The sequence below is a fragment of the Thalassospira sp. ER-Se-21-Dark genome, assembly GCF_017922435.1.
GTDB lineage: Bacteria > Pseudomonadota > Alphaproteobacteria > Rhodospirillales > Thalassospiraceae > Thalassospira.
This window is the reverse complement of sequence record NZ_VDEZ01000001.1, coordinates 621,133-634,949: the sequence shown is the minus strand read 5'-3', so window position 1 is coordinate 634,949 and position 13,817 is coordinate 621,133. Positions and strand designations below refer to the sequence as shown.

At 53.4% G+C, this 13,817-nt stretch carries 12 protein-coding genes and 1 tRNA gene; 9 read left to right on the top strand and 4 right to left on the bottom strand.

Annotated features, from left to right (window positions below):
• Positions 1–9 precede the first annotated feature (9 nt).
• A complete protein-coding gene (locus FHI25_RS02775; protein WP_246878869.1) occupies positions 10–2,436 on the bottom strand; it encodes an EAL domain-containing protein in 2,427 nt (808 codons plus the stop codon).
• A gap of 646 nt (positions 2,437–3,082) precedes the next feature.
• Between FHI25_RS02775 and fdxA the strand changes: the two genes are divergently transcribed.
• The 3 genes from fdxA to FHI25_RS02760 all read left to right on the top strand — a co-directional run bounded on the left by fdxA (position 3,083) and on the right by FHI25_RS02760 (position 5,124).
• Positions 3,083–3,418 carry a ferredoxin FdxA gene (gene fdxA, locus FHI25_RS02770; RefSeq protein ID WP_007090191.1) on the top strand — a complete coding sequence of 112 codons (336 nt, stop codon included), beginning with the start codon at positions 3,083–3,085 and terminating at the stop codon, positions 3,416–3,418.
• Positions 3,419–3,727: 309 nt separating this feature from the next.
• On the top strand, positions 3,728–4,228 hold the full coding sequence (locus FHI25_RS02765) for a CarD family transcriptional regulator (protein ID WP_008889261.1): 501 nt from the start codon (positions 3,728–3,730) through the stop codon (positions 4,226–4,228).
• Between the two features lie 92 nt (positions 4,229–4,320).
• Positions 4,321–5,124, top strand: a complete 804-nt coding sequence (locus FHI25_RS02760; protein ID WP_210514906.1) for a hypothetical protein — start codon at positions 4,321–4,323, stop codon at positions 5,122–5,124.
• A gap of 100 nt (positions 5,125–5,224) precedes the next feature.
• Here the strand turns inward: FHI25_RS02760 and FHI25_RS02755 are convergent, their stop codons facing one another.
• The gene (locus FHI25_RS02755) at positions 5,225–6,703 is read right to left on the bottom strand and encodes a M48 family metalloprotease (protein WP_210514905.1); all 1,479 of its coding nucleotides are present in this window, start codon (positions 6,701–6,703) and stop codon (positions 5,225–5,227) included.
• Between the two features lie 181 nt (positions 6,704–6,884).
• On the opposite strand from FHI25_RS02755, the gene FHI25_RS02750 reads away from it, so the two are divergent.
• The 4 genes from FHI25_RS02750 (at position 6,885) to FHI25_RS02735 (ending at position 9,621) form a co-directional block, all read left to right on the top strand.
• Positions 6,885–7,706 carry a hypothetical protein gene (locus tag FHI25_RS02750; RefSeq protein ID WP_210514902.1) on the top strand — a complete coding sequence of 274 codons (822 nt, stop codon included), beginning with the start codon at positions 6,885–6,887 and terminating at the stop codon, positions 7,704–7,706.
• A 109-nt stretch (positions 7,707–7,815) separates the two neighbouring features.
• A complete protein-coding gene (pip, locus tag FHI25_RS02745; protein ID WP_210514899.1) occupies positions 7,816–8,772 on the top strand; it encodes a prolyl aminopeptidase in 957 nt (318 codons plus the stop codon).
• Positions 8,773–8,860: 88 nt separating this feature from the next.
• Positions 8,861–9,385, top strand: coding sequence for an acyloxyacyl hydrolase (locus FHI25_RS02740; protein ID WP_064779796.1), 525 nt, complete (start codon positions 8,861–8,863; stop codon positions 9,383–9,385).
• Between the two features lie 159 nt (positions 9,386–9,544).
• A tRNA-Arg gene (locus FHI25_RS02735) sits at positions 9,545–9,621 on the top strand.
• A 213-nt stretch (positions 9,622–9,834) separates the two neighbouring features.
• Here the strand turns inward: FHI25_RS02735 and FHI25_RS02730 are convergent.
• Entirely contained in the window at positions 9,835–10,827 is a 993-nt protein-coding gene (locus tag FHI25_RS02730) for an MBL fold metallo-hydrolase (protein ID WP_246878868.1), read from the bottom strand.
• 174 nt (positions 10,828–11,001) lie between these two features.
• On the opposite strand from FHI25_RS02730, the gene FHI25_RS02725 reads away from it, so the two are divergent.
• Complete coding sequence (locus tag FHI25_RS02725; protein WP_210514897.1) at positions 11,002–11,907, top strand: LysR family transcriptional regulator; 906 nt, start codon at positions 11,002–11,004, stop codon at positions 11,905–11,907.
• Here FHI25_RS02725 and FHI25_RS02720 read toward each other — a convergent pair.
• Positions 11,900–12,319 (bottom strand): cupin domain-containing protein, encoded by a 420-nt coding sequence (locus tag FHI25_RS02720; protein ID WP_210514894.1) that lies wholly within the window; start codon positions 12,317–12,319, stop codon positions 11,900–11,902. The two genes, FHI25_RS02725 and FHI25_RS02720, sit on opposite strands and share 8 nt — an antisense overlap.
• A 453-nt stretch (positions 12,320–12,772) precedes the next feature.
• On the opposite strand from FHI25_RS02720, the gene FHI25_RS02715 reads away from it, so the two are divergent.
• On the top strand, positions 12,773–13,666 hold the full coding sequence (locus tag FHI25_RS02715; protein ID WP_349237956.1) for a homogentisate 1,2-dioxygenase: 894 nt from the start codon (positions 12,773–12,775) through the stop codon (positions 13,664–13,666).
• Positions 13,667–13,817: the final 151 nt, after the last annotated feature.

Below are 13,817 nucleotides of genomic sequence, written 5' to 3'. Positions count from 1 at the left end.
TCTGGCGGGCTAGATTTCACTCGACATGTCGATCGATGGTCGTCGAATGTATTGGACAATTTCTTCGGGCGGCAGCGGGGTTGCGATCAGGAAGCCCTGGACTTCATCACAATTGCATTCCCGCAAGAAATTCATTTGTTCCTGGGTCTCTACCCCTTCGGCGACAACCTTGAGGCCAAGGTTATGCCCCATCGCAATAATGGTGCGCGTGATCGCGGCGTCGTCTGTGTCGATGGTGACATCCCGTACGAACGAACGGTCGATCTTGATGGAATTGATCGGCAACCGTTTGAGATAGGCGAGTGACGAATACCCGGTACCAAAATCATCAACCGCGATCTTTAAACCAAGATGGCGCAGCTCATCAAGGATGGTGGCCGCCTTCTTGATTTCCTGCATCATCGCCGTTTCCGTGACTTCAAGTACAATACGGGCGGCTGGTGTTGCCGTCTCGGCAAGGATGCGTGAAATCGTCTCGGTGATGTGGCCCTCGATCAATTGTCTTGGTGACAGATTGACCGCAATCGGCATCGGCGGAAGTGATTGAGCATCCCACTCGGAAATCTGGCGACAGACTTCACGGAAAACCCATTCGCCAATCCTGCTGATCAGGCCGGTTTCCTCGGCAACCGGAATAAACTGCATTGGCGAAATATAGCCTCGGCCCGGCTGTTTCCAGCGAATCAGCGCTTCAAGGCCGCAGACCTGGTTTGTCCGCAGATCGACCTTCGGCTGGTAATGCAGTTCAAACTCGTCCTTTACCAAAGCTTCTCGCAGATCATTTTCGATCACAAGGCGCGCCATGGCACTTTCGTTCATGGTCTTGGTAAAGAAGTGATAGGTTCCTCCGCCACTGGATTTCGCACTGTACATTGCGGTGTCGGCATTGCGCATCAGGGCCGGGAAATCTTCGCCATCAGATGGATAAAGGGCAATCCCGATAGACGGTGTGACAAACAGAACGCGTCCGTTGATGTCAAAGGCCGGTGCCAAGGCATCAAGTACAGCCTGCGACAGGATGACGGCATCCTGCGTTTCCTTAAGGTCAGGAATAATGATCAGGAATTCGTCGCCGCCCAATCGGCCGACAATTTCCTGTCGCCCGATCACACGTTGCAACCGGAGTGCGACGGCCTTGAGCATCAGGTCACCGACGTCATGACCAAGGCTGTCATTGATCACCTTGAAACGATCAAGGTCAATGAATAGGATTGCGGTGGCGCCACTGCGCTCGGACGCATTGTTTTTATGGGTGTTTAAGGCTTCTGACAGGCTGCGTTCAAGCATGCTGCGGTTGGGCAGGTTGGTCAGTGTGTCATGATTGGCCATATAGACCAGTTGTTCTTCGTAACGCTTTCGCACGGTGATGTCGTTCAGAACAGCCGTCATCAATGGTGTTGCGCTATCGGGGATCAGGCGCAATGCAATGGAGACATCGATTTCCTTCTGATCGGCGCGCACGATCGGCAGGGTAAAGCGTTTCTCGACGGCTTCGGCACCGGGGGCGTGTGCGGCGAGTTCTTCCAAACTGTGTTCGAGAAGCGGCACGGCACGCGGCAGCAGGAATTCATGTAATGTTCGGCCCTTTGGCGTCTCATCACGCATCAGGCCGAGGATCTCTTTGGTTGCGGCATTGCATTCGACAATGCGGCCCGTCGGCGTGATGGTCAGAATGCCGTCCGCGACATTTTGAACGATGGCGCTCAGGCGGCTTTCACGGTCGCGGACCTTTTGCTGGCTTTCAAGCAATCTGTCGAGTGTTGATGAAACCCGTTCGACCAGCCCACGTGTTGTCTGCAGGATCATGCCAAGTTCATTGCGGGCATGATGGGGGGGTATGTTGATGGCAGCAGAGTCGGGCTTTTCTGGATCGATTTGGCGTAATTGTGCGGCAATGCCCAGAAGCGGTTTGGTCAGTGTGATATAGAAAAAAGCAACCAGAACCAGGCCAAGCAGAAGGTTGCGTACGATACCCGACAACAGAATGCGCGATGCACGGTTGATGAACCCCTCTGCGATCATGTCGGTATCGATCTTGACACTGAGATGGCCGACCAGACCGTTTGGTCCGTCTGTATTCAGCGGGATTTCGTATTCCTGATTTTCCCCAAACATAATCTGGGTCAGGAATGTGCGATTGGAATTGATTGGCTGCTCGGTCTTGCGTGCCAGAACATTTTTGAAGTTATCGCGAAGCTCGGCCTCGTAGACTGGCTCATATTCGAACAGGCCGGAAATGACGCGGGCTGCGAGTGTTTCATCCAGTCCATATGCAGCCTGGGTCGCAGACTCGCGCAGGGTCGCAAGAACCTGGTTTACGGTGCGGTCAATCAGGTTCTGTTCTTCACGAAGATCCCAGACAATCTGAATGCCACTGAATAACAGGCCGATCAGCAAAGTAAGGCCGACCGCAATCCTTGCCTGTTTGACAGACAAGCGATCGCGCCATCTAAGCCGTTGTTGATCAAGGCCTTTTTCCGGCAATCCGATCCCCACAGTTTCTTCTGTTATACCCCTTGCGAAGCAGACTATGGCTTTGCGGGGGTAAAAGCAATTCTCCGCGGGATTTAGGGGCCAAACTCATTCACATGACCGCCCCGGCAACTGATATGAGAGAAAGAGCAAGGAAAGGCCCGCAGAGCGGGGCCGTTGCCCCGGTCAAGGGTTTTGACGCAGAGGCTTTCTCTCATATCAGTTGTCCTTTGGATCCCCCGGATTTGCACGGGCTATTTTGTCGTAAAATCTTGAAAGATATAAATCTTCCTGTGATTTCACTCCGCATATCCGCGCAAATCCGGAGGAACGGGACGATTATGTGAATGAGTTGGGCCCCTTAGATCTGGAAAAGTGACCGGAAATCTGTATGGTCTGCGCTGCACTGCACTGCAGCGGGGCCGCGGCAATCTGTAATGGGCTTTGTGCACCGTTGCGGTGCGATGCAAACAGAATACTACGCAAAAAATTAGGGTTTTATTGGAGTTGCACACAACTGCGGTGCGTGATAACCCAATTCCCGAGAGAGAAAACGGCCAAAAGCGGGTGCAGCCGCAATCTGGCCCCGCAACCTGTACGGAGTTACACCATGACCTATGTGGTGACGGAAAACTGCATCAAGTGTAAGTATCAGGACTGCGTCGAGGTTTGTCCCGTCGATTGCTTCTATGAAGGTGAAAACTTTTTGGTGATTCACCCTGATGAATGCATCGATTGTGGTGTTTGCGAACCGGAATGCCCCGCTGAAGCGATTATTCCCGATACCGAACCGAATCTGGATAACTGGTTGGAAATCAACCGTAAATTTGCAGAGGTTTGGCCAAATATTACCCGCAAGGGCGATGCGCCTGCCGATGCGGATGAATGGAACGGCAAATCCGGCAAGACCGAATTGCTCTCCGAAGCCCCCGGAACGGGTGACTGATTTTTGGGCTAACCCCCGATATTACATGCGATTTTTGACCCACTGGTTTGCGCCAGTGGGTTTTGCGCATGGCTGCATTGAACGGGTTGCCGGGAAAATTCCTGTAAACTGATGGCTTGTTGTGTTATGGTTCACAATTCGCGCTAAGGGCTCGACAGGCTCGTTCCGAAATGTCGGATTTCCGTATTTGAATTTCCTGTCTGAACCGCGACTTTGCCAAAAAGCTTGGTCGCGTGCAGCTCTTTGCGTCGCTGGTTCTGTAGTGTTGCAGTTGAATGACCAGGCCTGATTGGGCCGGAAGGATGCTTGATGTCGGATAAGTTGCCGTTTGCTGTTGGCGATTACGTTGTTTACCCCGCACATGGTGTTGGCTGTGTTGATGGCCTGGAAACCCAGGAAATTGCGGGGCAGGAATTGCGCCTTTATGTAATTACCTTTGAATCTAGCCGCATGACCCTGCGCGTGCCGGTGAACAAAGTTGGCAACTCCGGTCTGCGCAAGCTGTCCTCGAAAAAACAGATGGATTCCGCGCTGATTACCCTTAAGGGCCGCGCGCGTGTGAAACGCACCATGTGGTCCCGCCGTGCCCAGGAATATGAAGCAAAGATCAATTCGGGTGACCCGGTTTCGATCGCCGAAGTCGTGCGCGACCTTCATCGCAGCGCGACTCAGCCGGAACAGTCCTTCTCCGAACGTCAGATCTACGAAGCAGCTTTCGAGCGCCTCGTTGATGAACTTGCCGCGATTGAAAAAATCGACAAGGATAAGGCATCTGGCAAACTCGAAAAGCTTTTGCAGAAGGCTGCCTGATTGCGAAGGTCCCTTCAGACAACTATTTATAAAAACCGGCCCGCGATATACGCTTGGGCCGGTTTTATTTTTGTTTTGGGCAGGTTACAGCGATGAGTACAGTTCTGGCGCCGATCAAGCCGGCTGAGCGAATCTGGGTCGTCGGCGCAATCAATGGTGATCATGGCGCATTATGCGCCGTTCACCAGAAACTTGCGCAACATATGAAACCGGGCGACAGGCTTGTCTATCTTGGCAATTACTGGGGTGATGGAACGGCCGAAAATGTCGTCGCAACCATCAACGAGCTGTTGCTGTTTCGCCGTTTCTTCATTGCCAAGGATGGTGTTGATATCAGTGATATCGCCTTCCTGCGCGGTGCAGCCGAAGAAATGCTGTCCAAGTTGCAGCAGATCCAGTTTGCCCCAAACCCGGGCGAGGTTTTTGACTGGATGCTGACCCGTGGCATCGCAGGACCGGTACGCGCCTATGGCTTTGACCCGGTCAATGTCCAAAGGACTATGCATCAGGGCGCACATGCGATCTCGCAGTGGACCTCGGGCTTTGCGGATGCCGTGCGCCGCCATAGTGGCCATAACGCATTGATGTCTGATCTCAAGCACGCGGCCTATTCGACAGATGGGCGCCTGATCTTTGTTCATACGGGTCTGGATGGTTCGCGGCCACTGACAGGCCAGACGGATACCTTCTGGTGGGGTGGATCAATGTTTGAAGCCATCACTGAACGGTATTACGACTGTGCCCGTATTGTACGCGGTGCATCCCAAGGTCAGATGGGCTTGCAGGAACGTGAATTTACCCTGTCGCTGGACGGTGGTGCAGGCCGCGGTGGTCATTTGATCGCGGTCGCCCTTGATGGTCAGGGGGCCGTCATCGAACAGATTACAAGCAGCTAGACTTTCCGTTATCCCCTCGGGAAAGTGAGCAATCGGAAAAGAAAAAGGCAGCATCAATATGCTGCCTTTTGTCGTGTTTGGGTTTGGATAGTTTGGCGTTTTAGTGCCGAACCACCTTGACCAGCGACCCGACAGCCGGGGCCTGCCCATCGCCAAGGCCATTGATCGTGGCAAAGACATCAGCCGGTGCCTTGTCGACTTCCATGTCGTCGATAAAGGTCTGCAGGTCATACTCCGGGTTTACCGCACGTACCTTGATGCGAAGCGGGGTATAGATCTTCTTTTCCCGCTCGGTGAGCGGGCGGAAGCTATAGGTCGTGCGGCGCAGCGGCAGGTTATAGTTATCAGCCTGATCAAGTGGTGTGACAAATAGGAATTGATAGGCCGAGCTGCCATGACGGATCACAACCACGCGTAGGCGCGCAGGCCCCGAACGCAATGAGATATCAGCGCTACCGGTGGCGGCTTCCTGGCCTTCGATGTCGAGCATTTCAATATTTCGAATGGCGATCTGCTTCGAGAACCCGTTTTCAAGATAGCTATCAAGGCGCATGTCCTTTGCGCCAGACGCGCCCTCGAAGATGATCTGGGCACCTTTGCCATCGCGGGCGATAACGGCATTTGGCTGGTTGGTCATTGTGAAGCCATCGGGGACTTCAAACCGGAAATTCAATGGCACATGGACAAATTCTTGCCCCCGGACATAACCCTGATCCGGGCCGTCGCCATACAGAATACCGTCAATTGCCGTCATATAGCGCACAGCACCACTTTCCGGATTGGCAACCGCGGTGACATTGGCACTTTGATGGGCCTGTTCAATGCGATCAAGCGTGCGCGGGTGGGTTGCCATGAAATCATACTGATCGACATCGTCAGGGGATCGACCGGCAAGTTTGGCCTGAAGTCGTGAATGGGCACGAAGCTTTTCAAGGAAAGTCGCCATGGCATCCGGGTCATAACCCGCACGCGTGATATAGCGAATGCCAAGCATGTCGGCTTCGAATTCATGTTCGCGCGAGAAGGACTTGAGATATGCGTTTGCCCCGGTGCCAATCAACTCGCCAGCACCGTTTCCGACAGCAACAGCCAGACCACCAGCCAGAATTTGCGTCAGCACACCGCGGCTATAACGTTGTGCGGAATGACGGGCAACGACGTGGCCGATCTCATGGGCAAGGACGCCTGCCAGTTCTGCTTCATTGGTCGCAAGGGCCGCCAGGCCACGCGTGATATATACATATCCGCCGGGCAGGGCAAAGGCGTTGACAACCGGGGAATCGAGGACCGTGAAGGTGAATTTCTCGTTCGGGGTTTCCGAAACCGCAACCAGCTTTTCACCGACTTCTGTCACGTACGTCTGCAGGTCCTTTTCGGTGTATTGACCACCGAATTCCTTGACCATTTTCGGATGTTCCTGCGAGCCGATCTGTTTTTCCTGCTCGGGCGACATGAAGGCCGTAAAGCTGTCTTCGCCGGTCGCCCGGTTGGTTGAACATCCGGCAACGGCAGTACTCAGCGCAATCGCTGCAAGTACACCTGCAATATGTTTATGTGAACGAAAGTTCAGCCAGCCCATTGATATCTTTCCTCGTGTCCTTTGGCCGTGTAAGCTGTGGCGCAATATATTTGCGAAACCAACCGGGAATTGGTAGCGCGTGTTCCTTGATCATTCAATCTTTTCGCAATCCCGAATCAAGCATCAAAAATGGGGAAATTTTTGGGCTGGATCGACATTGGTGTGGCGTAAAGGCACATTAATGCTGCTTGTTGTCGCCGTTTGTGGGGCCAATCTACCCGTGATGGCCGCCGATTGGCGCTGCGGTGCTGACATCATCGCGGGTGATGGTCAAACGCTGCTCTCAACGGATCCGCGGCCGGTTTGGCGTGATGTGCAGCTCAATATTGAAGCGGTTGATGCATTCACCGTCGCCGAGCTGTCGGGAAAATCATTTCGGCTGGCAGATATTGCGTTTGTACCGGGATATGATGACGCGGCACGGGCATGGCTGGAACAGGCGAGTGCAAACAAGGTTTCGGTCACGCCGCTGGCCGAACAGCCAGATTTTCTCGGACGAATACCGGTTCGCATTCAAGGTGAAGGTGTCGGCGATTGGCATGCAGAACTTTTGGCTGCCGGTCTCGCGATGCTTGTTCCTGAAAGCGGGCAGGATGTGCCGAAGCTGATCGGGATCGAGGATGCTGCGATCAAAAATCAGTCTGGCATATGGTCCGACCCTAGCCCAGAGACAGCCTATTATGTGCGGGCCCATGATGCGGGGGCAGAGAATATCCCGACCGCCCACGATGCGATTGGCAGATTTGCATTGATTGATGGCACGATCAGAAGCATCGAACATCAGGAATGGCGCAGTTACCTTAACTTCGGATCGAATTGGCGCGAAGATTTCACCATCGCATTGGACGCTACCTTGCGCGATGCATTCGCCAACGGCGAAGACTTTCAAGACATCCTGCAGGATTGGGTCGGGCAGGAAGTTCGGGTACGTGGCGTGATTGAAAATCGCGGTGGGCCTTACATCACACTTGAAAACCCGTTCTGGCTCTGCCTCGCCCGTTAGTCGCGGGCGCAATAGAGCTTGTTCTTATACCGTTGTTTATGCGACTTCTTGTACGCGCCACCACCGGCGAAAAGACAGCGTCCCATTTAATAAAGAAAAGGTCCTTCGCGTGCTCTATCCCGAAATTTCGCCCCATCAGTCGGGTTGGTTACCTCGTGAAGACGGTCACGAGATTTACTGGGAAGAAGTTGGTAACCCCGATGGGCTGCCGGTCATCTTCCTGCATGGCGGTCCGGGTGGGGGCATCTCGCTCAACAGCCGCCGCTTCTTTGATCCGGAAAAGTACCGTGTGATTTTATTTGATCAGCGCGGGGCCGGAAAATCACGCCCGTTCGGCAGCCTTGAAAATAACACGACCGAACATCTGATTGGCGATATCGAAGCCCTGCGCAAGGAGCGCGGCATTGATCGTTGGCTGGTGTTTGGGGGCTCGTGGGGGTCGACTTTGGCGTTGGCCTACGGTCAGGCTTGCCCGGAACGCGTTACAGGCTTTGTCCTGCGCGGTATCTTTCTTGGCACGACATCCGAAATCAAATGGTTCATGGAAGGCATGGGGCGGTTCTTTCCCGAGGCAGAGCGCCGCTTCCTTGATGCTGCTGGTTTCAAAGATAATCCCGGTTATCAGCCCTTGCTTGACCGTTATGCCGATATCTTCTCTGGCAAGGATGGTGAAGAGGCGGCCATTGATGCCGCACGAGTCTGGTCAGCCTATGAGGCGACATGCTGTACGCTTCTGCCTGATGATGGTCTGGTCGAGGTCTTTGAGAGTGACCAGATCGCGCTGGCGCTGGCCAAGCTTGAACATCATTATTTTGTACATCGCTGCTTCTTTGAAGAAGACCAGTTGATCAAGAACATTGGTCGTATTTCCCATGCACCGCTCGTCATTGTGCAGGGGCGCTATGACGTTGTGTGCCCGCCAGTTTCGGCCTTGGCACTTCACAAGGCGTGGGATGGCTCTGAACTGGTCATCGTTGATGATGCCGGGCATGCGGCCAGCGAACCCGGGATTATCCGGGAACTGGTCCTGGCGACCAACCGGTTTGATGGCAAGAAGTTTGTGTAAAATTAACAGACAAGCAGCATTGTGTTGTTGAGTTTGAAGCACGGTTGGGTAGTATATCGAACCGATTGATCTAGTGGGGACTTGGTTAATGAAGTTGGTTTTGGGGAAACTGCTTGCAGTTTGCGTACTGTTTGGTTTTTTGAACACCGCACAAGCACAGCAAATTCTTGGAAATGATAACGATTCCGGACTGCTTGAATTTTCGACCGGTATGGTCGATATCACGCAGGACGAAGAAGCTGCCGAATTTCGTCTGAACTATCGTGCGCAGCACGCGATGTTTGATGTCACCCGCCCGATCGGCGGTGTGATGGTCACTTCCGAAGGTGCCGTTCACGGTTATGGCGGTCTGGCTGTTGATGTTCTGTGGGGCGATCATTTTGTTTCCAGCGTCTACACCTCGGTTGGCGCATACCATCAGGGCAATGGTGAAGATCTTGGTCACTGGATCGAATTCCGTTCGGGTCTTGAGCTCGGCTTCCGCTTTGACAGCCACGAACGTCTGAGCCTTGGTATCTCGCACATCTCGAACGCCAGCATCGGTGACGAGAACCCGGGTACAGAAATCCTGTCGCTGACCTATTCCTTCCCGATCGAGCGCCTGTTCGACTAAGGCGATCATCGATAAGGGTTTTAATCAGCCGAGGGTGAGCGCATCCTCGGCTGATTCGTTTTTCGGGCAATGTTTTGACCACCAAGGTGGCAATATCCGTGCCCTCGCGGATTGATCGCCATCGGATTTGCTGCTAATGGAATGCTGCCTTTTGGCAGTGCGCCCGTAGCTCAGCAGGATAGAGCACCAGATTCCTAATCTGGGGGCCACAGGTTCGAATCCTGTCGGGCGCACCATTAAACCAAAGGCCCGGACGGATATCCCTCCGGGCATTTGGTTTTTTCTGAGCATCAGATAGGCTGCATATTCGTCAAAGACTGACATGATCCAAGATCGATGTGATTCGCTTTGTGGATGCAAGCTTCAACCAGCCCAATTCGGGACGCGCTGGTAAGTCATCGGGCCATCCCAATTTGCTCTGACGGGCGGCACTTTATTATACCAGAGTTTCAAAACGCCCAGTTGGCAGGGACCCATGCGTAGGCTTCATCTGTCTTGAGCATGTGACCAAGTCCGGGAAACGGGAAGTGGAAGCCAAGCACCGGAATGCGGTCTGCAGCGGCCCTGTCAAAAATACGACGGCGGGAGTTGAGTGCTGTCTCCTTGTCACGGTCTGGGCCGGGAATCCAAGGTCTATCGACATTGATGACCGGGTGATAAGCAAGGTCTGCTGTCAGCAGGAGCTGTTCTTTGCCTGAATGAACAAGGAAGGTCGCCATGCCCGGTGTGTGGCCAGCAGCGACAATCGTTGTCAGGCCCGGTACGATCTCGTCACCTGCTTCGTAAAGCTCGATATCGCGTGTGACCGGTTCAAGGCTGCTCTTGATGTTTGCGGCGAAGCGCGTGCGGAAATCCTGCGGGACCGGCATATAGGAAAGGTCCGGATCGTTGGCGACGAAGAAATCCCAGTCCGCCTTCGGGACAAAGACCCTGGCATTAGGAAACGCTTTGCCGCCATCCGCAGTACGAAGATTGCCGACATGATCTGGATGGGTGTGCGAGATGACGACCGCATCAATGTCAGCAGGACCAAGTCCGATTGCAGCAAGGTTATCAAATATGCGACCGCCGCCCGGCCCCATCGTCTTGCCTGCGCCGGCTTCGATAAGAATCCGCTTTCCACCGGTTTCTATCAGCAGTGTATTCATGTAGAGCGTCATGTGATCGGTCGGAAGGAATGCTTGGCGCAGCACTTCTTCCAGTTCAGCCTCAGGAGCGTTGCTCGCATAGATGCGCGGTGGCCCGCCAATGATGCCATCGCTCAGTACCGTTGCGGTGATTTCGCCAACGCGGAAGCGGTAGTGACCGGTATTGCTGCCTGCTGAAGCTGCGGTTTGGGCATTTGCATCGCCAAAAAAGCCCAAGCTTGGGATGAACATGCTGGATGCGCCTGCAACGGCGGACAGCATGATGGCGCGTCTGTTCAGGGTTAGGGTACTCATCTGTCTTCCCTTATTCGGTGGGCACTTCTTTGCTTCATTCAGTGGTGTGGGCCTGCAATGATTGGCAAAAGGAAGCAATTGGAGCGCAACGTTATCCATCAGACGAGCATGACAGAGGAAAATTGATCTGATAATATATGTAAAGTTAACCAGATTGATTAGATATACTTCGCAATGAGTGCAATGCGTCTAGACAGCTTTGATGTGTTTGTCGCCATCGTTCGGTGCGGCGGGTTCCGTGCGGCCGCACTCGAGCGCGGCGTATCTTCTTCGGCATTGAGCCAGACAATGAACGCTTTGGAAGAGGCATTGGGGATCCGGTTGCTTAATCGGACAACAAGAAGTGTTTCCCCGACAGAAGCAGGGCAGCGTCTTCTTGAACGATTGATGCCAGCGCTAAGCGATATCAGGCTTGCGATTGCCGAAGTCGATGAATTGAGAGACAGCCCGTCCGGGACGTTACGTATAAATGCGCCTGCACCGGCAATTGATCATTTTCTGTGCCCGCTTGCTTTCGACTTCATGGATGCTTACCCGCAAGTGAAGATTGAACTGATCAGTGATGCGGCGGTCATCGACATTGTCGAACAAGGGTTTGATGCAGGCGTAAGGTTTGGCAAGCAGCTCGCACAGGACATGATCGCACTTCCGCTTGGTCCGGCGCTTCGTTATGCGATTGTTGCTTCGCCTGAATATCTTAAGAAGCACGGCCAGCCTAGGTCGCCAGATGACCTTATAAATCATGACTGTATCAAACGCCGGTTTTCCAATGGTAGGCTTGTTAACTGGAAATTTGTCGAGGGGGATGAAGAGTTCGAAATCTCGCCCACCGGCCGCTTGACGGTCAGTACGGCGCATAACGAATTGCAGGCCGCCCTGGCAAGCATGGGGCTGGCACATGTTTTCGAGGACTACGCCAAGCCCTATATACTGACTGGTCAGCTGGTGGAGGTGCTCTCTGAGTGGAGCCAGACCTTGCCGCATTGGTTCTTGTATTATCCGGATCGTCGTCTTCCTAGTGCTGCCATGCGTGCATTCCTTGACTATATGCGACGCTATGACTGGCAGGCCATCAGGTGACATTCTGCGGTGGGTTGTCTTTGAACCATTCAACGATTTTGGGCATGTTTTCTTCAAACGCGCCGGGTGCGAAGATATTCAGCACACCTGCCTTTTCCGAACTGCGGTTCCCAAAGTCGTGCTGCACACCAGCCGGAACATAGATAAAACTGCCTTTTTCTGCTTCCTGCCAGTTCTCACCGATCAGAAAGCTCATTGTGCCTTCCAGCACATAGAAAATCTCGTTCCCCTCATCGTGAGAATGCGCGCCGATACCTTTGGTGTTTGGCTCCATCCACCATTCAGAAATGGAATACTGATTGGCTGTTTCCTGACCATCAGCCTTAAAATTGGCCTTGATTCGGCCCATGTCGTAGCTGCGGCCTTTGCCTTGGTTCAGAAAAATGGCCTGCTGGGTATTGCGATCTGACATCGTTTTCGGTCCCTGATCTATGCACCGCCTTTCGAGAATTACGATGATATCACAGGTTGATTTTTTTGGCGCAGTAAGGCGCTCAATGATTTTGTGTTTCCAATTCGTAACGCTTGAAAAACAACCACTTCTTTCTCATATCGGTAGAAAGGGGGCATGGTTGCGATCCACTCCGTTTGGCTCCCGATAAAACCGATCTGGGAGGATCACATGACGAACTGGATCAGGCTTCCAAACAGCGAAGGTCAATGTGTCGCGCGCTCTGATGGGCAAGGCGACCAAAAAACATATCAGCGCGAAGTCGGACGTGCCGGCTTCGCGGGGCCGTCCGCGCAAATTTATCATCGTCACCCGCCGGCCGGCTGGGCGACATTTGAAGGACCTTTGCGACCACGGGCGTTTTCCCTTGGCAAGCTTTCACCAGGCCCGGCCTGCCCATTGCAGGCCCGTCGAGTGCTTCACAATGATCATATGGAAGTACGTTACTGGAAAACCGAAAACAAGATGCATGCGCTTGCCCGTAATGCGGATGGCGATACGCTGATCTTTGTTCACAACGGGTCCGGGGCACTGTTTTGCGATTACGGTCATCTACCCTATTGCGACGGGGACTATATCCTTTTACCGCGCGGCACCGCCTGGCGGATTGAGCCATCTGAACTTTCAGAATTTATGATGATCGAGGCAACGGCATCGGCCTTCAAGCTGCCGGACGCAGCACAGGGCGGGCCAAGCGCGATTAACCCGATGCTGTTTACCTTGCCCAGAATTGATGACGCCTTCATTGCCCAGCAAGACGATGCCTTCTGGGAAATTCACATCAAGCGCCGTGGGCAGGTTTCGACCCTGACCTATCCGTTCAACCCTCTGGACGCGATTGGTTGGGAAGGCGATCTTTGTGTGGTGAAGCTGAATTGGCGCGACCTTGCAAAACATCGCTCCGACGGTCAGAGAACGCCGCCCGCAGCGTCGTGCACCTTTGTCACAGAGACCTTTTCAATCAGCACCTTCATCCCCAAGGTAGGAGAGGGCGAGTCCGGTATCATGCGTGTGCCGTTCTATCATTCGAACGAAGATGCAGATGAGTTCATTTTTTATCACCGAGGCGAGTTCTTCAGTCGCGGCGAAATAAAGGCCGGAATGGCAACATTCCATCCAAGCGGTTTCCCGCACGGACCACATCCAAGCGCCTATCAGACAAAGATGGTCAAGGCACCGGTGGAAACCGAAGAAGTGGCCATCATGATCGACAGTCGGGCATTCCTGACGGTTGATGAATCCATTCCGGATGGTGCGGAATGGAAGGCGTATGTGAAAACGTGGGAAAAAGCACAAGAGACACTATAAGGACTTGCTGACATTCGGTGAAAAATGGCAATTTGGCGCCGCCAGTTGATGGTGGTAATTTCGGGGAAGGTTGTTAATGTAATTACCACCTTGTCGGGATAGTCTGAGTTGTCCCGAGAATTTCTGGCCAAAATGACAAAATGTTCATTAC

Coding starts and splice junctions, on each gene's coding strand:
- FHI25_RS02720 (WP_210514894.1), bottom strand. CDS start 12,319: ATGTCAGATCGCAATACCCAGCAGGCCATTTTTCTGAACCAAGGCAAA.
- FHI25_RS02750 (WP_210514902.1), top strand. CDS start 6,885: ATGCTGCTTGTTGTCGCCGTTTGTGGGGCCAATCTACCCGTGATGGCC.
- FHI25_RS02725 (WP_210514897.1), top strand. CDS start 11,002: ATGAGTGCAATGCGTCTAGACAGCTTTGATGTGTTTGTCGCCATCGTT.
- FHI25_RS02765 (WP_008889261.1), top strand. CDS start 3,728: ATGTCGGATAAGTTGCCGTTTGCTGTTGGCGATTACGTTGTTTACCCC.
- FHI25_RS02740 (WP_064779796.1), top strand. CDS start 8,861: ATGAAGTTGGTTTTGGGGAAACTGCTTGCAGTTTGCGTACTGTTTGGT.
- fdxA (WP_007090191.1), top strand. CDS start 3,083: ATGACCTATGTGGTGACGGAAAACTGCATCAAGTGTAAGTATCAGGAC.
- FHI25_RS02760 (WP_210514906.1), top strand. CDS start 4,321: ATGAGTACAGTTCTGGCGCCGATCAAGCCGGCTGAGCGAATCTGGGTC.
- FHI25_RS02755 (WP_210514905.1), bottom strand. CDS start 6,703: ATGGGCTGGCTGAACTTTCGTTCACATAAACATATTGCAGGTGTACTT.
- FHI25_RS02730 (WP_246878868.1), bottom strand. CDS start 10,827: ATGAGTACCCTAACCCTGAACAGACGCGCCATCATGCTGTCCGCCGTT.